20 protein-coding genes, 1 other RNA gene and 2 pseudogenes are annotated in these 26,905 nt (G+C 36.0%); 19 read left to right on the top strand and 4 right to left on the bottom strand.

Annotation, left to right across the window (positions count from 1 at the left end):
- Nucleotides 1-125: 125 nt before the first annotated feature.
- From EVI01_RS00765 to nth, 5 genes are all read left to right on the top strand, one after another.
- On the top strand, nucleotides 126-1,478 hold the full coding sequence (locus EVI01_RS00765) for an NADH oxidase (protein WP_010751056.1): 1,353 nt from the start codon (nucleotides 126-128) through the stop codon (nucleotides 1,476-1,478).
- A gap of 174 nt (nucleotides 1,479-1,652) precedes the next feature.
- The gene (locus EVI01_RS00760; protein ID WP_010751055.1) at nucleotides 1,653-2,816 is read left to right on the top strand and encodes a hypothetical protein; all 1,164 of its coding nucleotides are present in this window, start codon (nucleotides 1,653-1,655) and stop codon (nucleotides 2,814-2,816) included.
- A 227-nt stretch (nucleotides 2,817-3,043) separates the two neighbouring features.
- Entirely contained in the window at nucleotides 3,044-3,331 is a 288-nt protein-coding gene (locus EVI01_RS00755; protein WP_010751054.1) for a DUF5960 family protein, read from the top strand.
- Between the two features lie 330 nt (nucleotides 3,332-3,661).
- Complete coding sequence (locus tag EVI01_RS00750) at nucleotides 3,662-4,363, top strand: DnaD domain protein (protein ID WP_010751053.1); 702 nt, start codon at nucleotides 3,662-3,664, stop codon at nucleotides 4,361-4,363.
- A gap of 1 nt (nucleotide 4,364) precedes the next feature.
- Nucleotides 4,365-5,024 carry an endonuclease III gene (gene nth / locus EVI01_RS00745; protein WP_010751052.1) on the top strand — a complete coding sequence of 220 codons (660 nt, stop codon included), beginning with the start codon at nucleotides 4,365-4,367 and terminating at the stop codon, nucleotides 5,022-5,024.
- A gap of 46 nt (nucleotides 5,025-5,070) precedes the next feature.
- On the opposite strand, the gene EVI01_RS00740 is transcribed toward nth, so the two are convergent.
- Together EVI01_RS00740 and recU are read right to left on the bottom strand one after the other, a co-directional pair.
- Nucleotides 5,071-7,443, bottom strand: a complete 2,373-nt coding sequence (locus EVI01_RS00740; RefSeq protein ID WP_010751051.1) for a PBP1A family penicillin-binding protein — start codon at nucleotides 7,441-7,443, stop codon at nucleotides 5,071-5,073.
- A complete protein-coding gene (gene recU / locus EVI01_RS00735) occupies nucleotides 7,433-8,080 on the bottom strand; it encodes a Holliday junction resolvase RecU (RefSeq protein ID WP_010751050.1) in 648 nt (215 codons plus the stop codon). The genes EVI01_RS00740 and recU overlap by 11 nt, the downstream gene beginning before the upstream one ends.
- 62 nt (nucleotides 8,081-8,142) lie before the next feature.
- On the opposite strand from recU, the gene EVI01_RS00730 reads away from it, so the two are divergent.
- The 11 genes and pseudogenes from EVI01_RS00730 (at nucleotide 8,143) to EVI01_RS00680 (ending at nucleotide 19,662) form a co-directional block, all read left to right on the top strand.
- Complete coding sequence (locus EVI01_RS00730; RefSeq protein WP_010751049.1) at nucleotides 8,143-8,682, top strand: SLOG family protein; 540 nt, start codon at nucleotides 8,143-8,145, stop codon at nucleotides 8,680-8,682.
- 90 nt (nucleotides 8,683-8,772) lie between these two features.
- A complete protein-coding gene (gene gpsB / locus EVI01_RS00725; RefSeq protein WP_010751048.1) occupies nucleotides 8,773-9,189 on the top strand; it encodes a cell division regulator GpsB in 417 nt (138 codons plus the stop codon).
- A 20-nt stretch (nucleotides 9,190-9,209) separates the two neighbouring features.
- Nucleotides 9,210-9,580, top strand: an RNA gene (rnpB, locus tag EVI01_RS00720) — RNase P RNA component class B.
- A gap of 225 nt (nucleotides 9,581-9,805) precedes the next feature.
- Complete coding sequence (locus tag EVI01_RS00715; protein ID WP_010751047.1) at nucleotides 9,806-10,963, top strand: THUMP domain-containing class I SAM-dependent RNA methyltransferase; 1,158 nt, start codon at nucleotides 9,806-9,808, stop codon at nucleotides 10,961-10,963.
- Between the two features lie 36 nt (nucleotides 10,964-10,999).
- Entirely contained in the window at nucleotides 11,000-12,520 is a 1,521-nt protein-coding gene (locus EVI01_RS00710) for a carboxypeptidase M32 (RefSeq protein WP_010751046.1), read from the top strand.
- Between the two features lie 3 nt (nucleotides 12,521-12,523).
- On the top strand, nucleotides 12,524-13,201 hold the full coding sequence (locus tag EVI01_RS00705) for an HD domain-containing protein (RefSeq protein WP_010751045.1): 678 nt from the start codon (nucleotides 12,524-12,526) through the stop codon (nucleotides 13,199-13,201).
- 550 nt (nucleotides 13,202-13,751) lie between these two features.
- Complete coding sequence (locus EVI01_RS00700) at nucleotides 13,752-15,107, top strand: APC family permease (protein WP_010751044.1); 1,356 nt, start codon at nucleotides 13,752-13,754, stop codon at nucleotides 15,105-15,107.
- A 35-nt stretch (nucleotides 15,108-15,142) separates the two neighbouring features.
- Nucleotides 15,143-15,553: pseudogene (locus EVI01_RS00695) on the top strand (serine dehydratase beta chain); the annotation flags it as partial.
- Nucleotides 15,554-15,625: 72 nt separating this feature from the next.
- Nucleotides 15,626-17,044: a dipeptidase PepV gene (gene pepV / locus EVI01_RS00690; RefSeq protein ID WP_010751042.1), complete on the top strand. Its 1,419-nt coding sequence runs from the start codon at nucleotides 15,626-15,628 to the stop codon at nucleotides 17,042-17,044.
- Nucleotides 17,045-17,094: 50 nt separating this feature from the next.
- Nucleotides 17,095-17,955, top strand: coding sequence for an L-serine ammonia-lyase, iron-sulfur-dependent, subunit alpha (gene sdaAA, locus EVI01_RS00685; RefSeq protein WP_010751041.1), 861 nt, complete (start codon nucleotides 17,095-17,097; stop codon nucleotides 17,953-17,955).
- 156 nt (nucleotides 17,956-18,111) lie between these two features.
- Nucleotides 18,112-19,662: an AbgT family transporter gene (locus EVI01_RS00680; protein ID WP_010751040.1), complete on the top strand. Its 1,551-nt coding sequence runs from the start codon at nucleotides 18,112-18,114 to the stop codon at nucleotides 19,660-19,662.
- Nucleotides 19,663-19,837: 175 nt separating this feature from the next.
- Here EVI01_RS00680 and EVI01_RS00675 read toward each other — a convergent pair whose 3' ends face one another.
- Nucleotides 19,838-20,164, bottom strand: a complete 327-nt coding sequence (locus EVI01_RS00675) for a hypothetical protein (RefSeq protein ID WP_010751039.1) — start codon at nucleotides 20,162-20,164, stop codon at nucleotides 19,838-19,840.
- Nucleotides 20,165-20,287: 123 nt separating this feature from the next.
- On the opposite strand from EVI01_RS00675, the pseudogene EVI01_RS00670 reads away from it, so the two are divergent.
- Both EVI01_RS00670 and EVI01_RS00665 read left to right on the top strand, forming a co-directional pair.
- A pseudogene (locus EVI01_RS00670) lies at nucleotides 20,288-21,438 on the top strand (VanZ family protein).
- 99 nt (nucleotides 21,439-21,537) lie between these two features.
- Entirely contained in the window at nucleotides 21,538-22,887 is a 1,350-nt protein-coding gene (locus EVI01_RS00665; protein ID WP_010751037.1) for a DEAD/DEAH box helicase, read from the top strand.
- 343 nt (nucleotides 22,888-23,230) lie between these two features.
- On the opposite strand, the gene EVI01_RS00660 is transcribed toward EVI01_RS00665, so the two are convergent.
- The gene (locus EVI01_RS00660) at nucleotides 23,231-23,659 is read right to left on the bottom strand and encodes a GNAT family N-acetyltransferase (RefSeq protein WP_010751036.1); all 429 of its coding nucleotides are present in this window, start codon (nucleotides 23,657-23,659) and stop codon (nucleotides 23,231-23,233) included.
- 370 nt (nucleotides 23,660-24,029) lie between these two features.
- Here EVI01_RS00660 and alaS point away from each other — a divergent pair, with 370 nt between their 5' ends.
- A complete protein-coding gene (alaS, locus tag EVI01_RS00650) occupies nucleotides 24,030-26,672 on the top strand; it encodes an alanine--tRNA ligase (protein ID WP_010751035.1) in 2,643 nt (880 codons plus the stop codon).
- Nucleotides 26,673-26,905: the final 233 nt, after the last annotated feature.

The following is a 26,905-nucleotide window of genomic DNA, read 5'->3' as shown; positions in this document are numbered from 1 at the left end:
GTAATGAGTGTAAAACAACAAAGTCTTCTTTGTGAATTCACAAGCATTTCATTATTGTATCCGTTTTACTTTTTGCTATAATGAAGCATGTCGAAGGACAAATTGTTAATCGGAGGAATTCACATATGAAAGTTGTAGTAATTGGTTGCACGCACGCAGGTACGGCAGCTGTAAAAAGTATCTTAAAAAATCACCCAGAAGCAGATGTGACTGTTTACGAGCGCAATGATAATATCTCCTTTTTATCATGTGGAATTGCATTGTATGTTGGTGGGGTAGTAAAAGATCCAACGGGCTTATTCTATTCTAATCCTGAAGAGCTTCAATCTTTAGGGGCAACGGTGAAAATGGAACATGATGTCACTGACGTGGATACCGAGAATAAAAAAGTTACTGCCAAAGATTTAAAAACAGGTGAAATTGAAACAGTTTCTTATGACAAGTTGGTAATGACAACAGGTTCTTGGCCGATCATTCCCCCAATTAAAGGAATTGAATCAAAAAATATTTTACTATGCAAAAATTACAACCAAGCAAATGAAATTATTGCACAAGCAAAAGATGCTAAACGTGTGGTAATCGTAGGCGGTGGTTATATCGGTATTGAATTAGTTGAAGCATTTGTTGAATCAGGTAAACAAGTCACATTGATTGATGGTTTAGATCGTATTTTAAATAAATATCTTGATAAACCATTCACAGATGTGTTAGAAAAAGAACTAGTTGAACGTGGTGTAACGCTAGCTTTAGGTGAAAATGTTTCTGAGTTTATTGCAGATGAAGATGGAAAAGTGAAGCAAGTAGCAACAGCAAAAGAAACATTTGAGGCAGATATAGTCATTCTTTGTGTAGGGTTTAGACCAAATACTACTTTAGTTGAAGGAAAAGTAGATACCTTGCCAAATGGCGCAATTAAAGTTAATGAGTACATGCAAACAAGCAACCCAGATATTTTTGCTGCAGGTGATTCTGCTGTCGTAAGCTATAATCCTAGTGGCACACAAAATTATATTCCATTAGCAACCAATGCGGTACGTCAAGGTTTATTAGTAGGAAATAATTTAACGAAGCATAAAATGGCCTACCGTGGAACACAAGGTACTTCAGGTTTGTATCTGTTTGGTTGGACAATTGGTTCAACTGGTGTGACGAAAGAAAGTGCGCCGATGAATAACTTAGATGTACAAGCCACTGTTTTTGAAGACAACTATCGTCCAGAGTTTATGCCAACTACTGAAAAAGTAATGATGGAACTAGTTTATGAAAAAGGCACGAATCGTATTGTAGGCGCACAGTTTATGTCAAAATATGATATCACACAATCTGCTAATACGATGTCTCTAGCTGTTCAAAACAAAATGACTGTGGAAGATTTAGCACTTTCTGATTTCTTCTTCCAACCACATTTTGATCGCCCTTGGAATTACTTGAACTTGTTGGCTCAAGCTGCTTTAGGCGAGATTGAAACAGCACAATAAAATGCGCTGTAACATTGTAAAATAATTAAAAATGCGGATCAATTCTTTTTTAAGGAGTGGAGAAATCCACTCTTTTTTGTATACTCCTTTTTCTGTAAAAAGAAAAAATTGTGCGAGCGAATGGTTTTGTCATGATACAATCCAACTATTAATCGATTAAAAGGAGAGGAAAAAATGGACGATTTTGATCGTAAATTTCATATGTTTGCACTTGCATTAGGATTAGGCGATGCTGGTAATTTTAGAGTAGTTGGCGAAGAAGGAAAGAAAAATTATCAATTGCTGTTTTCAACCCTGATAAAAATGATTGAAATGGATGAAAATGAGTTTTTTATTGATAAAACAAGAAAGCCAGAAATTATTTCTTCATTAAAAAGAACCATTGATTTTTATCACACAAACAGTCCTAAAGAATTACAACAACTGATTGAAAGTATGAAGAAGGATGATCCAACCAATTTTATGATTATCCCAGCGTATATTACCTCAAAAGAATACGACCATGTATACAGTTTGATCCTTTATCAACAAACAGATCATTATGTAGTAACAATGATAGACAAATTAGGCAAGGGTTCTGACAAACATTCATGTGGTGCTTTTTCAAAGATAAAGAAAGAAAACTTGAATGTTTTATGTGATATTCTTTTCCATACAAAATTTGAATACCATAAAAAAAGTCAGTGTAATCTCTCACGAATCATTTATCAACTAGGGGAAGGAAAATATGGTCGTGAACACTTGAATCTTACAATGAATGAGTATAAAGGGGTAGCTAACTGTCCTGTTATTGAGATATTGGGTTCTTTAAAGACGGCTCTATTTAATTGTCAGGTGAACATTTTTAATCATACGATGAATGTGGAATTGAAGAAAATGAGAACGAAAGAAAAATCTATAAAACCAAAAATCGGGGAAGCTAAAGCATTTTATAATTATTTACACTATGCCTTTAAAACAGAAAACGTGGTACATAATCAAGCGTTAGAACATGCTTGGAAATATTATCTTGAACGAAAAATGGAAAAGATAAATTGTTCTAAACATCCAACATTTTCTGAATTTGAATTAACTGTTGATTTTGCTACGAAATTTGTCGAAGATCCGCTAACACCAGAAGCATTCAAAATTAGCCAAACCACGTATCCTATTTTTAGAGTCTTTTCATCAGAAGAATCTCCGAAACTAGAAGAAAAACTAAATAAAATATTAGCTGAATGGAAATTTTCTCAATTAAGTAATCAACAGCAGTTCAGTGGTTTGTTACAAAAAATAAATGAAGAAAAGAGTACAGTACAAACAATAGAAAAAAAGAAGCTACTTTCGATCCAAAGGTAACTAAATTTTTTGTTTTTTGATTTTGTATATGTTACTAGTTGTCAAAGAAACAATGGATGTGGATAGAATTGTTATTTGTGTAGGCTTTAAACTAAACACTAAGAAATTATCTCTACTTTTATTTTCCATTTTCTTATAAACGTTATTAGTTGTCTCAGAAAGATTTTTCTGACAAAATAAATATAGGAACGTGTGTATACCTATACTGAGTGAAGAAGGGGAAGCAAATGGAAAAAGAATATTTTATTCAACAAGCCGTTTTTCTTAAAGACTATAAAAATGTCGCAAAAAAAGAAAATATAGATATGGATGTTTTAGCTGATCAAGTCATCAGTCACTTGAATGAAACGCAAGAAGATTACTATACAATGAGCGCAGAAGAAGCAAAAGATGGTATTTCTCATCGTTTTCCGTTTAGTCGGAGAATCTATTCTGATGAAAACGACGGAACGATCAATACGGAATACACCTATGAAGGAGAACCTTACATTTTACAAACAGAAGAAGACAAATGATTTTGGCCGTTCTGTCTCATCTAATTTCTAATTAAGAGAACAAAAAAATCTTTTTGATTACTGTTTTTATAAAATCTGTTTGCTAGAAAAATAAAGAGAAGGTAAAAAAGGATTACCATTTTGGGACTTATCTCAAAACGATAATCCTTTTTTTGTTTTATTGCACTGAGCACTTAATTAGATAAAAAAAATGTCAGATAGATTTATTTATTCCGAAAAGTGAAAAAGAGAAATAAAAAGAACTAAAAAATATAAAATATTAGGACAGAAATGTTGCCTTGCCTCAAGCTGGCTTTTTACGTATACTGAAATGGAAGTGAGGGAAAAACCATGTTGAATTTAGAAAATTATTTAAAAGCTGGACAAACAATCATATCCAATTTGTTACTAAAAAACTATCGACGCCTAGGTCTAGGCTCTGAAGAATTTTTATTTATTTTACAGCTTCATATGGCTCAACTTGAAGGTGATGATTTTCCAGATTTACAGATTATTGCATCGAATATGGGCGTAAAACAAGAACGAGTTTATCAAATTTTAAACCAGTTGATTAGCAATGGTTTTATAAAGATCGATACGGTGACGGTTGATGGGAAAAAAGTCGATCGTTACAATTTATACCCAATGTATCAACTGTTAGGGGATTTTTTAGAAAGCCAAAAAGAAAAGCGAGAAGAAATAAGCCAACAAAAAGAAGTTCAATCTGTTTATCAGCTCTTTGAACAAGAATTTGGACGGCCGTTATCAGCGATTGAATTTCAACGAATTGGGCAATGGTTGGAAGAAGATCATTATCAACCTGAAATTTTAAAATTGGCTCTACGAGAAGCTGTATTAAATCAAGCCTATAGTTTTAATTATGTCGATCGAATTTTATTGTCTTGGGAGCGTAAAAATTTAAAAACGAAACAACAAGTAGAAGAAGAGCAAAAAAGACGCAAACAGCAATTGCTACAAAAAGAAGTTGAAGCAACGAATGTGCAACCAGAAGAATTACCAAAAGTTTCGTTGAAAAATTGGTTGGAGGAATGATATGTTAGGTAAACAAAAAACGATGGAAGCCATCGAGAAAATGTTTAAAATGTTTCCTGAAGCTCATGGAGAATTGATACATCAGAATCCTTATGAACTATTGATCGCTGTCATATTAAGTGCGCAAGCAACTGATGTGTCAGTGAATAAAGCTACTCCTGCACTATTCAATGCTTTTCCAACACCTCAATCTTTAGCTGTTGCATCCATTGATGAAATTATTCCAAAGATCAAAACAATTGGTCTTTATCGTAACAAAGCCAAAAATATTCGGGCATGTGCCCAGCAATTAATCGAACGTTTTGATGGTAAAGTTCCACGAACAAGGGAGGAATTGATTTCATTACCTGGTGTAGGCAGAAAAACAGCAAATGTTGTTTTAGGGGATGCTTTTGGTATTCCTGCCATCGCAGTTGATACGCATGTGGAAAGGGTAACGAAACGACTACGAATTTGTAAACTCGATGCTTCCGTATTAGAAGTAGAAGAAACATTGATGCGTAAAATTCCCAAAGAATTATGGGTGAGAACACATCACACACTCATCTTTTTTGGACGCTATCATTGTACTGCTAGAAGTCCAAGATGCGAAGTATGCCCTTTATTAGAAATGTGTCAAGATGGGAAAGTCAGGATGAAGCTCAATTCTCAAAAAAAGTAAACTTAATAAAAAAGGAAGTTGAGCATTCACTCAACTTCCTTTTTTATTAAGTTCCTGATGCCGTTGAACTATTATTCGATTGACCAGTATTGGCGTTGTTTTCAGGATTGACCTGAGTGGATGGTGCTGTAGTAGATGGCGTCTCAGATTCTGTTGAATTATTCGTTGTTTCTGATGACTGCTCATCATTATTTTGACTATTTGTATTTTGAGTTGTTGTAGACGATGTTACGGAAGATTCGACAGAAGACTCGGTTGTCGAAGTAGTTTCTGGCGTTGATATCGTCGAGTCAGTAGAAGAGCTATCAGGTATTTGCACCACCGAAGACGAAGGAATGGTCGATGAAGGCGTCGTCGTACTTGGTGTTCTACTTAGCTGATCCCTGTAATACAATTCGCCACCAGATCGAATGAGACCATTTGGCATTGTCCAGTCACTATTGGTCACATTTGCTGATACATATTGCATTAATTCACGGTAAACATCCGATGCTACATGAGACGATTGCGAAGTAACGGGTGTCATTTTCTCATTATATCCAGTCCAGACAGAAATGGCATAATTGGGTGTATAACCTGCAAATAAAATATCAGGATAAACACCACTAGAAGTACCTAATTTCGCATACTCATCATCTGTATAGTTTGAAGTACCCGTTTTACCTGCTTGATAAAGACCAGGTATTTGTGCATTTGTACCGGTTCCTTTTGTCAAAGTATCTTTCAGTATATCGGTGATCATATAAGCTGTTTCAGGTGACATTGCTGTTTTTCCATCCGCATCAAACGTTTCTTCTGTTCTATCCTGAAAAACGATTTTATTGACATATTGAGGTTTGTAGTACGTACCGCCATTGGCAAAAGCTGCATAAGCAGCAGCAACTTTTAAAGAAGAGGCTCCATATTTTGTGCCATCTTGTTTTTCCGTATTACTTGAAATAGCATTCGATTGATGGATGGTACTATATTCAATACCTAAGTCTTTTAAAAATGAACTTACGTTATCCGCACCGACTTCGTTGAATAATTTAACCGCAGGAACATTTCTTGAAAGATATAAAGCTTGTCGCAAGGTAATTGTTCCCATGTATTGATTGTCCCAGTTTCCTACAGGGGTAGAAGTGCCTTCATAATTATATGGTGCATCACTAATTGTTTTCCCTGTAGAGTACTTTAAATATTCAAAAGCAGGGCCATAATCTGTGACAGGTTTCATTGTTGAACCAAAATCACGAGTAGTATTGACAGCAAGGTTCATCCCCAAAGTCACATCATCTGCAACATGTCGACCACCAATTTGTGCTTTTACTTGCCCTGTATTAACATCGATCAAGGTGGAAGCAACTTGCATTTTATCATCTGGATAATTAACATACTCATCGGAATTGACAATATCATAGAGATGTTTTTGGGCATCTAAGTCTAAGTTAGTGTAGATATCTAATCCATCAGTAAAGACGTTTTTATCTGTTTTTTCTTGAACTTCATTAATGACTTCTTTTACATAATTATCAACAATTTTAGAATTATCGTCTTCTTTTTTCATTTCTTGCAGCCCGTCATTTATTGGCGTGTTTACCGCAGCATCGTATTGCGTTTGCGATATTTTTTCATTTTGTAACATGGTATATAAAACCGTATCACGTCGTTTTTTTGCTTGTTCTGGATACTGATAAGGATCATAAGCGGAAGGAGCCTGTGGCATTCCGGCTAATAAAGCGGTTTGCGGCAGGGAAAGTTCAGGCAACTTCTTACCAAAATAAATCTCTGCGGCCGTTTCCATCCCGTAAAGCCCATTAGACATATATACTTTATTGACATAGTAAGTTAATATTTCTTGTTTTGATTTAGTTTGTTCTAACTTCACAGCTAACCAAGCTTCTTGTGCTTTTCGTTTAAGCGTTTGATCAGAGGCTTTGGTGGAGAAATAGGAAAGTTTGATTAATTGTTGGGTTAATGTACTTCCCCCTTGAAGCCCACCAGAAGTAAAATTAGATAATGCTGAGCCGATGATACGCACAGGATCGATCCCGATGTGTTTATAAAAACGTCGATCTTCGACGGAAACAATCGCATCTTCTAAAGTTTTTGGTAATTCATTCGCTGTAATTTTTTCTCTTTTTTCTGCTCCCAAATCTTCAAAGAGCTCCCCATCTTGGGTATAAAGTTTAGAAGAAACTGTTGCATCTAATGCCGTATCAGTTAATTTTGGCGCATCTTTTGCGTAAAACCAAAAAAGTCCAACACCTGCCAGAAAACCTACACATATGAAAGATAATAAGATTAAAAGAATTTTTGTGATAATACCTTTTCTATGTTTTTTAGGACCCTTCCCAGCTTTTTTTGTTCTTGTTTGATTGTTTTTTGCAGAAGAAGGTGGGCTTTTTCGTCTGGACGTTCTAGTTTGTTTATTTGCCATTCTTGCGTGCTCCTTCGATAGTTAATGTTGACAGGTATTGATCCACTGCTTTGAGATAAGGAATACGTGGAGAAATCCCTGGTTGGATCTCAATTCCCAATTTTTCAATCAATGAAATAGGAAGGGATTTTCTTCCGTCTTCTTTTTGGGCGTGCCAGTAATCGATCAGATGAGCACTGTCCAAATAAAAACAGCGTTTCAATGATGAAAACCATAAAAGCACAAAACAAATTCCATGTTGCTTTATACAGGCTTCCATATGATTGATTTGATGCGTATGAAAATTTTTGAAGGGAAAAGAAGTTTTATTCTTTGTTTCTTTTGCTTCAAAATCTAAATAGAAACCTCGATATACACCGTTATAATCTGTTGTAGAAGCTTGAGTAAAATATGCTTCCCTGATAACAGCGGCGCTACGTCGAGGATAATCTACTTTCACAATTTGAATGGGGGTTGGTTTTTTATGGATAACAGCTAATTCGCGCATCAAGTAATAATTATTACTTTCATTAATTGCTTCTTCAAAACGCATCCCTCGATTGCCAAATTCAATCGGTGTTTCTCTTTTTTCTTGAATTTTCTCTTTCAAAGAGGCATTCTTATGGTATGGTTGGCCGTTTGGATAGCGTAAGACCATTTTAATCACACTCCTAGCCAATATTATAACAAAAATGGGGCAAGAAAGAAAAGGAAACTCAAATGGACAGATTAAAAGTAATTTATATTTCTGGGTATCAAAGTTTTGAACTCGGTGTTTTTAAGGAAAACGATCCTAAAATAACAGTTATTAAAAAAGTCTTAAAAATAGAATTACAACAATTGATTGAAGAAGGACTAGAATGGGTGCTTGTAAGTGGGAATCTGGGGGTAGAATTATGGGCAACTGAAGTAGTTGCTGAATTGAAGTCAGAGTATGCTGAACTAAAACTTGGCATCATTTATCCTTTTAGGGAATTTGGTCAAAATTGGAATGAAACAAATCAGGAAAAGAAAAGATTAGCGCAACAGCTATCTGACTATGTTGAATCGGTGAGTCATCAAACTTACCAATCACCCAGTCAGTTAAAAAATCACACACAATTTCTACTTGAACATACAGATGGCTGTTTACTGATTTATGATACAGAATTTCCAGGAAAAACTCAGTTTTTTTTAAACGATGCCCAAATGTTTCAACAAAAACATCCGTATGAAATTCGCTTAGTCAATATGGATGATTTACAAAATTTTAGTGAATAACTAAGATAGTGTTTGATTTATCAATTTATTTCCGATACAATGGTATAGGTAGAATATGTTATTATGTAAATGAAAACTAGAGGTGTAAATATGGCGAGCTTGGTTTATAGTCCTAAAGACATTTTACAACAAGAATTTAAAACGAAGATGCGTGGCTATGACCCCATTGAAGTAGATGAATTCTTAGACAATATCATCAAAGATTACGAAACTTATAACAAAGAAATCCTTGCTTTACAAGAAGAAAATGATAAATTAAGTGCAAAGCTTGCACAATTATCAAAAACACAAGGAGCAACTCAAACGCGTACACAACAAGTTGAAGCGCCGAAAAGTGCTGCAGTAACAAACTTCGATATCTTAAAACGTTTGTCAAATCTTGAACGTGAAGTTTTTGGGAAAAAATTGGATCAACAATCATCAACAGTGAAAGTTTCCCAACCTAACCCAAATAACTATACAAATACAAGTGACGATGATGACAATGAATCAACACGTCAATTTTAAAGATTGACTCATACTTTGCGGTTTTTGGGTAATCGCGGTCTGACTTGATCAGGCTGAGGAAAGTCCATGCTCGCACAGGCTGTGATGCCTGTAGTGTTCGTGCTTAGCGAAAAAATAAGCTAAGGTACTCTTTGGAGTAACGGCAGGAAAACAAGCTAAGGTCTTTGACTATGCTTAAGTATCCTTGAAAGTGCCACAGTGACGAAGCGAATCAGGAAACTGATTCGGTGGAACGCGGTAAACCCCTCGAGCGAGCAACCCAAACAATGGTAGGGGCGCTTTTTGTTGGGAATTAAGAACGAGACAAAAGGGCAGGTTAACTGCAGATAGATGGTTACCACGCTATTTTTTCTCCCTGGAAATAATAGCGTACAGAACATGGCTTATAGAAAACCGCAATAAAACAGGGAATACCTTCCAACCAAGTTGTGAAGGTTTTTTTCACATCAAAGTACTACGACTAGCTAATGCTGAATAGATGGCATGAGCCTTACAGATTGAGACAATGACGATAGATTAAAAAATAGAATCTTAGAAGCACTGAATCATTTTTGGTTTTGATTTTTCAAAAGCTGGACGATCTCGTTCAGCTTTTCTTATAAATAAGGAGATTATTATGGACATTACTAGAGAATTTAATCTTGTAGCAACCGCTGCAAGTGGGTTAGAAGCCCTTGTTGGAAAAGAACTACGTGACTTAGGAATTGATTGTCAAGTTGAAAATGGGCGCGCACGTTTTAAAGGAACGATGGAAACAATCGCGACAGCTAATTTGTGGTTACGCACAGCCGACCGTGTGAAAATTGTTGTTGGTGAATTTGATGCGTTTACCTTTGATGAGTTATTTGAAAAAGTCAAAGCTTTACCTTGGGAAGATTTTCTTCCATTAGATGCAGAATTTCCTGTTGCAGGAAAATCAATTAAATCAAAACTTTACAGTACACCAGATTGTCAAGCCATTACTAAAAAAGCAATAGTGGAGCGTTTACGCAAATATTACCACCGACCTGCTTCTGTTCCTTTAACAGAAACCGGCGCTCACTTTCAATTAGAAGTAGCTTTGTTAAAAGATCACGTGATGATTACTTTAGACACCACTGGACCTAGTTTATTTAAGCGTGGTTATCGCTTAGAAAAAGGTGGTGCACCTCTGAAGGAAAATATGGCAGCGGCGTTAGTAATGCTGACAAACTGGCGAAAAGACCGCCCTTTTTATGATCCTGTATGTGGTTCAGGAACAATTTGTATTGAAGCGGCTTTAATCGGACATAATATTGCTCCAGGATTCAATCGTGAATTTGCTTGTGAATCATGGGATTGGTTCAATCAAGGCATCATGGAAAATGTTCGAGCTTTAGCAGAAGAAAAAGCAGATTACGATATTGAATTAGACATTACTGGATCTGATATTAATGGTCGTATGATCGAGATTGCAAAAGCAAATGCGGAAGAAATTGGGTTGGGCTCTTCAATCACATTTAAACAGCAGGCAGTCAAAGACTTCAAAACGGAAAAAGAATATGGTGTGATGGTAGCAAATCCTCCTTATGGTGAACGCCTAGGTGAAGAAGAAACCGTCCATCGTTTATACGAAGAGATGGGTGACGTTTTTCGCCCGTTGAAAACTTGGAGTAAGTACATTCTAACAAGCGATCTTGCTTTTGAAGAATATTATGGACAAAAAGCAACCAAAAAACGTAAGTTATATAATGGAGCTTTACGAACGGATCTATTCCAATATTGGGGAACACGCCCACCAAGAAAAGAAAAATAGATCTAAAAATAAAACAGGATGTTTGGAGGAATAGAGATGAATGAGAAAGAATTTTTGAAAGAACTAAAAGAAATCAATTTTTTGCAACAAGCATTAGGTATTTTAGACTGGGATATTCAAACTGGTATGCCTGAAAAAGCAAGTAAGGAACGTAGCGAGGTCAACGGATATCTTTATAGTCTTTATTTTTCAAAAAAAATTGGTCCAAAGATAAAAGAAGCCATCCAATATTTTTCTAAACATCCCGATGAACTGTCTGACACTGGAAAATTAGTCTTTGAAAAGGTAAAAGAAGAATATGAGCTTGAATATAAAGTACCAGAAGAATTGATGAGTGCCTTGACAACTGCTACTTCTACTGCTCATGTCCAGTGGCAAAAGGCGCGTGAAACCAAATCATTTGCTGATTTTCAAGAGGCACTTACGAAAAATATTGAGTTAACGAAACAATTGATTCCCTATTGGAAAAAAGAAGAAGCAACAAACTATGATGTCCTACTCAACCAGTATGAACCAGGTATGACAGTTGAAATTTTAGACCAGGTTTTTCAACAATTGAAAGAAGGAATCTTGAGTATCAGAGAAACATTAAAAGAAAAAGGGAAAGAACCAGATACTAGTTTCCTTTCACGAAAAATGACAAAAGCACAACAAGAAAAATTTGTAGTCGGTGTGATCAAACAGTTAGGTTACGACTTTTCAAGAGGGCGTTTAGATGATACAATTCATCCTTTTATGATTGGTATAAATCATAATGATGCGCGCATCACTACTCGTTGGAATGAGCATGATTTCCAAATGGCTATTTTCGGTGTGATTCATGAAGCTGGACATGGGATGTATGAACAAAACATTGATCAAAAATTTGCCTATACCCCAATTTATCAAGGAACTTCTATGGGTATCCACGAATCTCAATCTTTATTCAATGAAATCATTATTGGTAGCAATCGAAGTTTTTGGGAAAAACAATATCCTTTTTTCCAAGAATGTGCCCAAGGAACTTTCGATGATATTTCATTCGTTGACTTTTACCGTTCGTTGAAGCAAACAAAGGCAAGTTTGATTCGTATCGAGGCAGATAGTTTAACGTATCCTTTGCATATCATTATCCGTTATGAAATCGAAAAAATGATTTTTAACGAAGGCGTTGAAGTCGCTCAATTACCAGCTATCTGGAACCAAAAATATGAAGAATATCTTGGGATTTGTCCGGAAAATGACTTAGAGGGAATCTTACAAGATGTTCACTGGTCTGGAGCAAGTTTTGGTTACTTCCCATCTTATGCTTTAGGATACATGTACGCAGCACAACTTCTTCATGCTTTAGAACAAGAAGTATCACTAGATGAAGTATTGGCTTCTGATGATTATTTACCAATCAAAGAGTGGATGAAAGAGCATATTCACCAATATGGAGCATCAAGAAAGCCAACTCAATTGATTCTGGATGCCACAAAGGAAACATTAAATCCTCAATATTTGATTGATTATATGAAAAAAATCTATTTCTCCGTTTATCAAGTAGAAGAAATCGTTAAGAAAAAAGAGGGATAAAGAATGGATGAACTCACTAAAATTGCTGAATATAGTAGGCAACAATTAGCTAACGATCTGACAGGGCATGGGTTTGATCATACGAAACGAGTGGTTAAACTTGCTGAAAAAATTCTTTTGACTGAACCTCATGCAGATCCATTGATCACACTTGCTGCAGCTTATCTACATGATACGATCGATGATAAGGTGGTAAAGAATGAAGCAAAAGCAAAAGAAGATTTAGAACATTTTTTACAGAGTATTCCACTTGACCAGCTAACAATTGCAGAAATTTTTTTTATTATCGATAATATGTCTTTCTCAAAAGGGTTATCAGATAAGGTTCCTGAGTTGTCTCTTGAAGGAAAAATTGTGCAAGATGCGGATCGAATTGAAGCTTTGGGAGCGATTGGTATTTTGCGTACAGCCTATTTTGGTGGGGGACATGGGCACCCGATTTTTGACCAAGAGCGACAACCAGTTAATTTTAATAGTAAAAAAGATTATCGTAAGGGAACCACTGTGATTAATCATTTCTATGAAAAATTATTCTTGCTTCCGGACATGATGAATACTCAGTATGGGAAAAAAGAAGCAAAAAGACGAGAGCTTTTTATGCGTGAATTTTTAGAGGAGTTCTTTAAAGAATGGTCAGTTGATGACCCTGACTTTACTCCTGAAAATTGGTTGAAACAATAAAATAGAACGAACCCGAGTGCGGTTTAGGCACTCGGGCTTTTTTTCGTCTAGACGCTCTTAAAAATGAGAAAAGACTAATAAAGTGGGTATTTCTATGTTTTTCAATTTTGCACACCAAAAGAGAATAAAAAATTAAATACTAAAAATTCAGAAAATAAATACTATTTTTGTGGCATTTACTACGTTTAACTTTCAAGCCGCTCTAAAAGGAACAAATTTAAAAAATAACATATAATGAATAAGTTAAGATAAAAGAACAAACTAAAATTTGTATGCTATTTTTCCGTTATGTGGAAAAAATATGGTTAAATAACTCTCATAATTTAAGTAAGCGTTATCCAAATTGTTTATACTTGTAATGGGTATGAACGGTGAAATGTTTGGTTTCATTCCTAGATCATGAAAGAAAAATACAGAAAAGAAAAGAGGTGTGCTCTAGTATTATTATATATTTGGATAGATAAGTAGTGTTATTAAAAGAACATGGTCTATATAATGCAATTAATATTCTTATTCTTAATTAAAAATTTACGGTAAAGGAGGAAAAAAGATGGAGAGTAATCAGGTAATTGTTGATGAGTTAGGGGAAAATAGGTCAGAGTTAAAACGAACGATGGGTTTTTTCACTGCCTTGTCAACGGTGATGGGAACAGTTATTGGTGCTGGGGTATTTTTTAAAGCTGCAAGTGTAGCAGAAGTAACAGGTTCCGTAAGTTTACATATGTTTTCTTGGTTTTTAGGAGGTGTAATTTCTGTTTGTGCTGGTTTAACTGGTGCAGAGTTAGCAGCAGCAATTCCTGAGACAGGAGGAATGGTGAAATATATTGAACGGACTTATGGTAAAACTGCTGCTTTCTTGTTGGGCTGGGCACAAGTAGTGATTTATTTCCCAGCCAATGTTGCTGCTTTATCTATTATCTTTGGTACACAATTTGTTAATTTATTTGATTTAAGTCAATCAATGATTGTACCAGTTGCCATTCTAGCAGCAGTGACAATCCTGTTGATTAATCTTTTGGGATCGAAAATTGGGGGCGCTTTCCAATCTATTACATTAGTCTGTAAACTGATTCCTTTGTTTGTCATCGTATTATTTGGCTTATTCCGAAGTGGTGGTGTTGATTTTCAATTATTTCCCATCGTAGCTGGAAAAGATTTATCTTTTTTTTCAGCATTAGGGGCGGGGCTCTTAGCCACCATGTTTGCCTATGATGGTTGGATCCATGTAGGAAATATTGCAGGGGAATTAAAAAAAACGGCGAAAGATTTACCAAAAGCAATTTCGATGGGGATTATCGGTATAATGATTGTTTATTTATTAGTTAATGCTGTCTTTTTAAAAACCGCATCGATCGAAGGAATAAGTGGGAATAGTAATGCAGCTAGTGAAGTCGCTACGATGATTTTTGGTGGCTTTGGTGGAAAACTAGTAACGATTGGGATCTTAATCTCAGTCTATGGAACGATCAACGGCTATACATTAACTGGTATGCGCTTACCTTATGTGATGGCACAAGAAAATCGCTTGCCTTTTAGTAAACATTTAGGAAAATTAACAGAACGTACAAATGTACCGTTATCAGCCGGTATTTTGGAATTAGTAGTCGCAATTTTAATGATGATGGTTGGTGGGCTTGACATGCTCACAGATATGCTCGTTTTTGTTATTTGGATTTTTTATACGATGGTATTTATTGGAGTCATCATTTTGAGAAAAACCGAACCGTCTTTAAAAAGACCTTATAAAGTTCCTTTGTATCCTATTATTCCGTTAATTGCCATTATAGGTGGAGGATTTATCGTGGTTAGTACGTTATTAACGCAAACATTTCTTGCGCTTAGCGGGATTGCAATGACTTTAGCTGGCATTCCTGTTTATTTATATTTAAAAAATAAATACAGCTGAAGAGAATGAAGAAATGATCATGAAGGAGAAAAACAATGACGGCAAAATATAAAAGTGTATTCGATATCATTGGTCCAATAATGGTCGGTCCAAGCAATTCTCACACGGCGGGAGCAGCAAGAATTGGCTACTACGCCCGCCAAATATTTAAACAAAAACCTATCGAGGTAGATATTTATCTTTATGGTTCATTTGGCAAAACGTATCGTGGTCATGGAACAGATATAGCCTTAGTTGGCGGATTACTTCAAATGTTACCAGATGATCCGAGGTTACCAGAATCATTAGCGCTTGCTTATAAAGAAGGAATCGAAGTCTGCTTCATTCCCTCTAAAAAAGAAATGGCGCATCCAAATACAGTGAAGATACTGATGAAATCTTTGGAAAAAAGATTGGCTGTAACAGGTATTTCCATCGGTGGTGGGAATATCGAAATTTCAAAAGTAGAAGAAACCATCAATAAAAAGGGGATTAGCATGAGCAATCATGTATAAAATAAAATTTATGGGGAGAATACTATGAAAATTAATTGGACGAAAGAAGTGGAACAACGAAAGGAAGAATTACTAAAAGACTTAAATGAATTGTTAAGCATTGATAGCGTGCGAGACATTGAGCATCGAACAACAGAATATCCTTTAGGTCCAGGACCTGCACTGGCATTACAAAAAGTCCTTTCATTTGGTGAAAGAGATGGATTTGAAGTGAAAAACGTTGATAATCTAGCTGGGCACATCGATTATGGAAATTCAGAAGCAGAAATGCTCGGTATCCTTGGTCATGTAGATGTGGTTCCGACAGGAGAAGGATGGGATACGGATCCTTTTGAACCAGTGATTAAAGAGGGCAAATTGTTTGCTAGAGGGGCTAGCGATGACAAAGGACCTTCTATAGCAGCGTATTATGCGATGAAAATAATCAAAGAGCTACAGCTTCCAATAACCAAGAAAATCCGTTTTATAATAGGAACAGATGAAGAAAGTGAATGGGTGGGAATTCATCGCTATATGGAAGTGGAAGAAATGCCTGAAATGGGATTCTCTCCAGATGCAGATTTTCCCATCATCAACGGCGAAAAAGGGATTCTTTCCTATGAATTAGTTTTTGACAACGTGGAAGCTACACAAGGAGATTTATTTTTAGAAAGTTTTGTTTCAGGACTACGAGCGAACATGGTGCCAAGCGAAGCAACTGCTGTAGTTACGGTGAAAAATCAAGAGATGATCAACCGTTTAAGTAATGATTTTAATAATTATTTATTAGAGCATGAGGTAAAAGGTCATTTTGAAGGTAGTGAAACGTCAGCTACTTTTACCATTTATGGAAAAGCTGTTCATGCGCAAGAACCAAGTCTTGGTGTCAATGCTGCGACATATCTTGGTGATTTCTTACACCGTTATTCATTTGATGCGACAGCTTCTAATTATTTATCTGTCATTGCAAAGCACCTTCATCTTGATTTTAATGGACGATTGCTGAATGTTTATCTAGAAGATGACGTGATGGGGAAAGTAACGACTAGCGGAAATATCTTCCAGTATTCGGCTCATCAAGATAAAAAGATTGTCATCAATATTCGCCATCCTAAAGGGATCACTAAAGATGACATATTAGCAGAAATAAGCCAACTACTCACACCGTTGAATGTGACTGTTGGAATAATCGGAGATATCAAATTGCCGCATTACGTTTCTGGAGAAGATCCATTTATCCAAACATTAATGACTGTTTACGAAGAGCATACTGGTGAAAAAGGTCATGAACGTACGATTGGTGGTGGTACTTATGGTCGGATTTTAGAAAAAGGATGCGCTTACGGTGCTCTTTTCCCAGGAAGAGAAAATGTCATGCATCAACCAAATGAATATATGTATGTAGAGGATATTTTAAAAGCAACAGCGATTTATGCGGATGCCATTTATCGTTTGGTTAAATAAAGCTAACTTTTTACTGCTTACTTTTAAAGAAAAAGGTGAAGGGGGAAAATATGTTAACAATAGCTGAATTGATTTCTTTAGCGAACGCTAGTAGTTTTTCTGATGTCATCATCGATTTTGAAGCTAGAGAAAGTGGACGAACACGAGAAGAAATTTGGCAGGAAATGGAGAAAAATCTCGAGACGATGAATGCTGCGGTGCAAAGAGGTCTTACAGGCGTGGAATCGGTGACGGGATTTTCTGGTAGAGATGCTGAAAAATTAGATATTTATCTAAAAAATAACCGTTCTTTTAGTGGAATTGAAACGATAAAAGCAGCTAGGAATGCCATTGCTACGAATGAAGTAAACGCTGCAATGGGGGTCATATGCGCTACGCCTACAGCAGGCAGTGCTGGTGTTTGTGCTGGAGTAATCAATATGGTGAAAGAAAGCAGAAATTTGACTCACGAGCAACAGATTAAGTTTTTATTCGCAGCAGGTGCTGTAGGGTTATCCATTGCAAATCAAGCTTCTATAAGTGGCGCACAAGGTGGCTGCCAAGCTGAAATAGGTTCAGCAAGTGCGATGGCAAGTGCAGGTCTGGTAGAAATTGCCGGTGGTACGCCTGAACAATGTGGTCATGCAGTCGCCTTAACGTTAATGAATACGATGGGTTTGATTTGCGATCCAGTGGCTGGTTTAGTTGAAATTCCTTGCATCAATCGTAATGCAATGGGTGCTTCTCTGGCTTTGATGACCGCAGATATGGCATTAGCTGGTATAGAAAGTGTGATTCCAGCAGACGAAGTGATACAAGCCATGCATCAAGTAGGTAAAAAAATGCCAAGCTGCTTTAAAGAAACCGCAGAGGGTGGCTTAGCTACTACGCCTACTGGCTTAAAAATAACGGAACAATTATTCGGAAAATGAAATAAAAATGAAATAGGAGAAGAATGGATCATCTATCAATAGGCGCAATAAAATGAGAGAAGAAAAGCATTAAAAAAATTCTTAACTCAATCGCATGGCAAGGTTGGTTTATGAGCGAGGATGGATGATCCGTTCATTTTAAAGGAGATAATTCAAATGAAAGAAGGCGTAAAAAAGAATCACTCAAAAATAGATAAACTATTAGATGGTGTGGAGAGGCTGGGGAATCGAGTGCCTCACCCAGCAATCATTTTCTTATTGTTGATTGTGTTTGTGATGGTCCTTTCCCAAATATTTCAAATGATGGGTCAAAATGCCACTTATGAAATATACAATGCAGAATTAGATAAGATGGAGTTCACAACAGTACATGTGAAAAGTTTACTTAGTGGAGAAGGTATTCGCTTTATCTTAACCTCAACAGTTTCCAATTTAATGGGTTTTCAGGCGCTAGGTGTGACGTTAGTAGCAATGGTAGGGGTAGGTTTTGCCGAAGAAATTGGTTTGATCGGCGCAATGATCCGCAAGCTTGTCAAAGTAGTACCTAAATCTTCTTTGACAGCTGTCTTAGTCTTACTAGGTGTATTATCTAGTATCGCTTCAGATGCTGGGTATCTTGTATTGATCCCATTAGGTGCTGCAGTTTTTTATAAAGTTGGTCGTCATCCTTTAGCAGGCCTATCCGCTGCTTTTGCTGGTGTATCAGGGGGATTTGGTGTCAATTTAGTTATTACACCTATTGATGGAATGTTAACTGAAATATTAAATGATGCAATCCACATTATTAATCCAAGTTATTCGGTAGATTTGATGGCTAATTTTTATTTTTCAATTGCTTCCACTATATTAGTGGTAATTGTCTGTACTTTGATCAACGAAAAGCTCATTGAACCTCGTCTAGGAACGTATAAAGAAGAAGAAGCGATTGATAGTGACGAGATTGAGGATGAGTCAAAAGGGTTGCGTTGGGCATTCATTGGCTTTTTAATTGTATTAGCTTTTATTTTATTTCTAACAATTCCAAGTAATGGAGCATTACGTCACCCAGAGACAGGTGATCTAATTGGTTCTACTCCATTTATGGATAGTTTGATTTCCTTGATTTTATTGATCTTTTTGATTCCAGCAATTTGTTTTGGAAAAGCGATTGGAAAAATTAAATCTAGTTTAGATGTAGTGACACCAATTATTAAGGTATTTAGTAATTTAGGCGGGATGATCTTTTTACTTTTCATCATTAGCCAATTTATCGCTTACTTTAATTTTACGAATTTAGGTACAGTATGGGCTGTTAATTCTGCTTCGCTTATTGAGGAGATGAATCTCAGTAGTTTAGCGTTACTATTAAGTTTTCTTGCTTTAGTCGTGCTTTTAGATTTTGTTTTAGTAGGTGCGGTGCCAAAATTTGCAATTTTAACACCGATTTTTGTGCCATTGCTTTACCAATTAGGCGTGGCACCAGAAGCTGTTTTAGCTGCTTATCGTGTCGCTGATTCACCAATTAATATTATTACACCTTTGATGCCATATTTTGCTTTAATTGTTACGTTTGCAGCAAAATATCAGAAAAAAACTGGTGTGGGAACCATTATTTCCATGATGCTTCCTCACTCAGTTGGCTTGCTTATTACTTGGATCATTTTATTCATCTTGTTCTACGTATTTAATATCCCATTAGGACCAGGTATTAGTATGAGTTTAAGCTAATCTTAGAATAAATAAGGATACTATTCATTCAAAACGTGAATAAGTGAGTAAAATCAGCTGGCTTTATTGAGATGTAAACAAACGAATCTTCTCAAATAAAATTCGCTTGAAAATAAAAAAAGTGCGTTACCCAAAGAAGGGGACGCACTTTTTTACGTTTATTTTGTATCGTCCATTAGTTTTTTTCTTTCCTCAATTGTTGCAGGCGACGCCAAGCACGAAAAAGGTTGAGTAACACTAAGCCACTGGCAATGAGGATAGGTACCCAAATCAAATAAATCGGATATCCCACTTTATCTGATAAATGTTGTGTGGAATGTTGATCCATTTCGAGTAATGCTTGTTGCCACGTTTGAAGATTGAAAGCTAACATGAATCCAGAAATAATCAGTAGAATAAATCCCAAATAATGGATCGTATTTTTTTTCCGTATGTACGCAAAAATAAAATAGAGAACCAGTAAAAAAATAGGAACGCCAAAAACAAAATACGCATTGAGCATGCTAGTAACCTCCTTTTTGTTAATCATACTTCAATCGATATAATTTTTAAAACAATAACTCCATCACTTGCATACTTTATAACTGTACTGATAAGATGAGAAAGAGGATCAAAGGAGGAGACTATGAGTAGTTATATGGAACCGATTCGCTTTGCTATTGTCGTTTTTCCATTTTTAGCATTAGCCATTTCTACTATTTTTTTTGTTTATGAATATCGTAAATATGGCACATTCATTATATCAAGAGCCGTTATTCTGTATTCATTTGTATTTTATCTATTGTGCGCCTATTTTTTAGTCATTTTACCGTTACCACCAAAAGAAGTGGTCGCACAAATGACAGGGCCAAAAATAGAGTGGCATTTATTTGCTTCGTGGGAAAATTTCCGAAGAAATACTGTTCTTGTTTTATCTGAACCAAGTACGTATTTACCTGCAATGAGGCAAAGTGTGTTTTTAGAACCAGTCTTTAATGTTTTACTTCTTTTCCCTTTTGGTATCTATTTAAGATATTATTTTCGTCTGTCATTTGTTAAAACGATCATTGCCAGTTTTTGTCTTTCATTATTTTTTGAGTTGACACAATTAAGTGGTCTATATTTTATTTATCCTAGACCTTATCGATTGTTTGATGTAAATGATCTGTTGACCAATACGATTGGAGGAACATTAGGATTTATCATGACACCAATTTTCACTTTTATGTTGCCAACAAGAGCACGTATGGACGAAGTTTCTTATGAAAGAGGAAAAACAGTCTCTTTGACTAGAAGAGCGGTTGCCTATCTCATTGATTGGAGTTTTTTATCCGTTCTCACATTTTTTATTGCGCTATCTCTTCAATTAACGTTAAGTGTCGATGATATTACTTCTAGTAGTTGGTGGATCTTTCTTGAAGTCATTCTTTATTTTATGATCGTTCCTTATTTAACGAATGGATTGACGCTAGGTAAGAAAATCGTGCGTATCCGCGTGATTCAAGAAAATAGAGAGCGTCTTTCATTTAAAGCTTTAGTTATTAGATACGGCTATCTTTATTTTTTGTTTTATGGGTTAGGTTGGCTTAATCAGATGCTACAACAAGTAACAAATCATACGACTGGCATCTTACAAGTTAGCGGTATTTTCGTTATTTTGGGTATCTCTTTTGCTCAATTTATTTTTGTCTTGAACATCATTTTGTCCTTTCTTCGAAAAAATGAGTTTTGTTTTATGAAAAAGCTAGCCATACCCATACAATCAGTACGATTAAAGTGAAAAATGACAATGAATAGTCTGTAAAACGAATTTCTTGTAAAATGGCGCAAGCAAATTGCTCTAGTATGTGGTATAATGCGAAAGTCGTGTAACAAAGAAAGAGAAGAGGTGCCTAAATGAGTAATTTTGAACAATTCAATTTTAAACCATATATCAATGAAGCCTTAATGGAAAAAGGGTTTAATCAACCCACTGAAGTGCAAGAACGATTGATCCCTTTGATTGCAAAAGGAAAAAATATTATTGGTCAATCACAAACTGGTTCTGGTAAAACACACACATTTTTATTGCCTTTATTCCAAAAAATAAATGCAGAAAAAGCGGAAGTACAGGTCGTTATTACTGCCCCTAGTCGTGAATTGGCTACGCAGATTTATGAAGCTGCTAACCAAATCGCCAAATTTTCAACTCCTGAAATAAGGGTAACAAATTTCGTTGGTGGAACAGATAAACAACGTCAGTTAAACCGATTAAATCATCAACAACCACACATTGTCGTAGGAACTCCTGGAAGAATTCTAGATATGATGAATGAACAAGCATTAAAAATCCACACTGCTTTTGCCTTTGTTGTTGATGAAGCAGATATGACACTAGACATGGGATTTTTAAATGAAGTTGATCAGATTGCTAGTCGTCTACCTGAAAAATTACAATTCCTTGTTTTTTCAGCGACTATTCCAGAGAAATTGCGTCCATTTTTACGTAAATATATGGAAAATCCAATTATTGAAGAAATCAAACCCAAAGCGGTGATTTCTGAAGACATTGAAAATTGGTTGATTTCTACTAAAGGGAAAGACAAAAATCGGATGATTTATCAACTTTTAACGATTGGTCATCCATACCTAGCCATCGTATTTGCAAATACCAAACAACATGTCGATGAGATTGCTGATTACTTGAAAAATCAAGGCCTAAAAGTGGCGAAAATTCATGGAGACATTACACCAAGAGAGAGAAAACGCGTGATGCGACAAGTACAAAACTTAGAATACCAATATGTTGTCGCAACTGATTTAGCGGCACGTGGGATCGATATTGAAGGCGTTTCTCATGTCATCAATGCAGAAGTACCAGATGATCTAGATTTCTTTATTCATCGTGTGGGGCGTACAGGGCGTAGTGGTCTTAAAGGAACGGCTATCACTTTATATTCACCAAATGATGAACAAGCTATTGACAGTATTGAAAAAATCGGTGTTACTTTTGAACCGATGGAAATTAAAAATGATGAGATCGTAAAAACTTACGATCGTAACCGTCGTACTAAACGTGAAAAATCAAAAGATACGTTAGATCCTACATTAATTGGTTTAGTGAAAAAGAAAAAGAAAAAAATTAAACCCGGTTATAAAAAGAAAATCGATTGGGCAATTGCTGAAAAGAATAAAAAAGAACGTAAGTTAGAACGTAGACAACAAACAAGGACCGCTAGAAAAAATAAAAAAAATTCAAATAAGTAGTGGAACTAAGTAAAAAGTCATAAAGTTCTGTTCGATATAACATACAAGAGTGTGGGGCAAAAAGTAAAGAATACTTTTTGACCCACACTTTAAATATGTTTAAACGGTGTTCCCAGCATTGCTTCTGCGGAATTAAGCCTAAAAATGCAAAAATATGAGGAGCTATTTTCACATTTTTAGGCTTAATTCTTGAAGCAGACCATGCTGCTCACAACCTCTTGGCGTAAACGGTGTTCAAAGGCTTGCATCTGCGGCAATAAGCCCAAACAGAGGAAAAACATGAGAAGCTGTTTTTCTCTGTTCGTTCTTATTGCTTGATGCAGGACAGCCTTTTCACAACCTCTTAAATCAATATTTTCTTCATTCCTACGCAGGAAATGCCGTCTTCAAGGAACGGTGTTGTACAAATCAAATAGCCTTGTTTGATGTAAAATTCAGTGGCAGACATTTCGGCTACCAGATAACTTTCTAGATAACCTTCTTGTTGTGCTTTTTTCTCAGCTAAGGCCAATAACTTGCTGCCAAAACCTTGGTGACGATATTCTTTAGCCACGCAAAAACGATCTGGTTGGAAACAAGTGGCAGACTTTTTTTGATAACGCAAAGTAGCAACTGGTTTGAGATCATCCATTAAAAGAAAGTAAGAATAGACCGCATCTGTTTCGTCAAATTCCAATTCAGGCAGGATTCCTTGCTCCAGAACAAATACTTGGTATCGTAAATAAAAACTTGCGCCACTAATCCATTTTTGGGATCCAAAATGCACATTCATTGTTCGTGCTCCTTTCTTCTTCTTTACATAAAAAAAGCATATCAAAGAAAAAGAAATAATGATAGAACCAAAAGAAAACGATCAAGGGTTATTGACAGAACAAAATAGAATACGTATACTTGTGAAGTACGAAAAGGATATGGTTTGCTTGTGTAAGACTGACAGAAAATTCTTTCTAGGCTGAAAAAAGAATAGTCTAAACATCAAATTGCTCCCTTTTTATTTGATAGAAATATCAACGCAACTCAGCGTTATCGAGTTTAAGAGGTAATGATCGAACATCATTGCAACCAAGGTGGTACCGCGAGTTTTCGTCCTTGGCTGTAAGGGTGTTTTTTTGTCGTTTAAATTAAAGAAAGAAGGTAATAAAATGAAACAATTAAGCAGTGCACAAGTTCGACAAATGTTTTTAGATTTCTTTCAAACAAAAGGCCACACAATTGAGCCTAGTGCTTCATTGGTTCCAGTCAACGACCCAACACTATTATGGATCAATTCAGGCGTAGCAACGCTAAAAAAATATTTTGATGGTTCAGTTGTGCCAGAAAATCCAAGAATTACGAATGCGCAAAAATCAATTCGTACAAACGATATTGAAAATGTTGGGAAAACAGCACGCCATCACACGATGTTTGAAATGTTAGGAAATTTTTCTATCGGGGATTATTTCAAAAAAGAAGCGATTCATTGGGCATGGGAATTTTTAACAAGTCCTGAGTGGATGGCTTTTGACCCTGAAAAATTATATGTGACAGTCTATCCAAAAGATACTGAGGCAAAACGCATCTGGCACGAAGAAGTCGGCCTACCGCTTGATCATATCGTGGATGTTGAAGACAATTTTTGGGATATCGGTGCTGGTCCTTGTGGTCCGGATACTGAAATCTTTTATGATCGTGGAGAAGCATATAACGATGTAGCAGAAGATGATCCAGAAAATTATCCTGGTGGAGAAAATGAAAGATACTTAGAAATTTGGAATCTTGTTTTCTCTGAATTTAATCATAAACCAGATAACACGTTTGAACCTCTTCCTCATAAAAATATTGATACGGGCATGGGACTTGAACGAATGGTTTCAATCGTTCAAGATGCACCAACCAACTTTGAAACGGACTTATTTTTACCAATTATCCATGCAGTAGAAAAACTAAGCAACCAAGTGAAATATGGCGAAAATCCAACCACTGATATTTCTTATAAAGTTATTGCTGATCATATTCGTGCTTTATCTTTTGCAATCGGTGATGGGGCACTTCCTTCAAATGAAGGACGTGGATATGTTCTTCGTCGTTTATTACGCCGAGCAGTGATGCATGGTAAGAAATTAGGAATTGAAAAAGCTTTCTTATATGAGCTTGTTTCCGTCGTTGGCGAAATCATGGTTAGTTACTATCCAGAAGTTCTTCAACAAAAAGAATTTATTGAGAAAGTGGTTCGTACGGAAGAAGAACGATTTAATGAAACAATCAATGAAGGTTTAGAAATCTTGAATCAAGTGATTGCGGAAGTCAAAAAAGCCAATGGAACAACTCTTTCTGGTAAAGATATTTTTAAATTATATGACACTTATGGTTTCCCAGTAGAATTAACTGAGGAAGTAGCCGAGGATGAAGGCTTAAGTGTGGATCATGCAGGCTTTGAAAAAGAAATGGAAGCACAAAGACAACGCGCTCGTTCTGCGCGTAGTACAGAAAAATCCATGAGCGTTCAATCTGCGTTATTAACAGATATCAAGGTTGAAAGTAAATTTATCGGTTATGATCATGTGGAATCAGATAGTGAGCTACTAGTGATCGTTAAAGAAGAAGAACTAGTTAGTGAATTAGCGCAAGGACAAGCACAATTGATCTTTGACCAAACACCTTTTTACGCTGAAATGGGAGGACAAGTGGCTGATCAAGGTTGGATAATTGATTCTTCTGGGGAAACCGTTGCAAATGTGATCGATGTACAAAAAGCACCAAACGGACAATTCATGCATACAGTTGAACTTCTTTCTACTATTAAAGAAGGTGAAACTTACCATTTATTAATTGATGTACCCATGAGAAATCGAATCATTAAGAATCACACCGCAACTCATTTATTACACAAAGCATTAAAAGAAGTACTAGGAGAGCATGCCAATCAAGCAGGATCCTTAGTTGCTCCTGGACACTTACGTTTTGACTTTACTCATTTTGGTCAAATTACAAGTGATGAACTAGCAAAGATGGAAAGAATCGTCAATGAAAAAATTTGGGAAGCTATTCCAGTTGAAACGGTCGAGACAGACATTGATACAGCTAAAAACATGGGAGCGATGGCTTTATTCGGCGAAAAATATGGACATGAAGTCCGTGTAGTCAATGTAGGTGGCTGGTCAATTGAGTTATGTGGAGGTACACATGTTTCCAATACTGAAAATATCGGTATCTTCAAAATTGTCTCTGAATCTGGTATTGGCGCCGGTGTAAGACGTATTGAAGCAGTAACAAGTAAAGAAGCTTATGAATTACTAGAAGCAGAAGAAAAGCAGTTAAAAGAAGTCGCAACAATCGTCAAATCACCTCAATTAAAAGAGGTTGTAGCCAAAGCAGAACAATTGCAACAACAGTTAAAAGATTTACAAAAAGAAAACGAACAGTTAGCAAGTAAATTGGCGAACCAACAAGCAGGTGATGTTTTCAAAAATATTGAAACTGTGAATGGAAAAACAATCATTACTGCACAGGTAAAAGTAAAAGATATGAATCAATTACGTCAATTAGCAGACCAATGGAAACAAAAAGCTATTTCTGATATCCTTGTTTTGGCAAATGATCAAGAAGGAAAAGTTAATTTATTGGCTGCTATGACAAAAGAAGCCAATGAGTCAGGCTTAAAAGCAGGTGATTTGATCAAAGCAATTGCGCCAAAAGTAGGTGGCGGCGGTGGCGGTCGTCCTGATATGGCTCAAGCAGGCGGAAAAAATCCTGCAGGTATTTCTGATGCTTTAGCAGAAGCAAAAACTTGGCTAGAAAATCAATAACTCATTTTATTGTTAATGAGAACGGATCATAGAAAGTTTGGCCTTCTCTGGCGTTTATTTTCTCAAAGAAGACAGTAAATGACTTTTAGTGATTTAGTCAAAGTAAAACCGAAATTTTCGGAAAATGGATTTTCCAGTCTTTCGAAAATTTCGGTTTTTTTGAGCACTAACGATTGTTTAGAAAGTAAGCAAAACTTTAGGAAGTAAAGTGAATACTATCAATGAGTTTAGAG

It is taken from the genome of Enterococcus villorum (assembly GCF_007990225.1).
Classification (GTDB): Bacteria; Bacillota; Bacilli; order Lactobacillales; family Enterococcaceae; genus Enterococcus_B; species Enterococcus_B villorum.
Note: the sequence above shows the minus strand (reverse complement) of the source record. Positions and strands in the feature narration are given on the sequence as shown.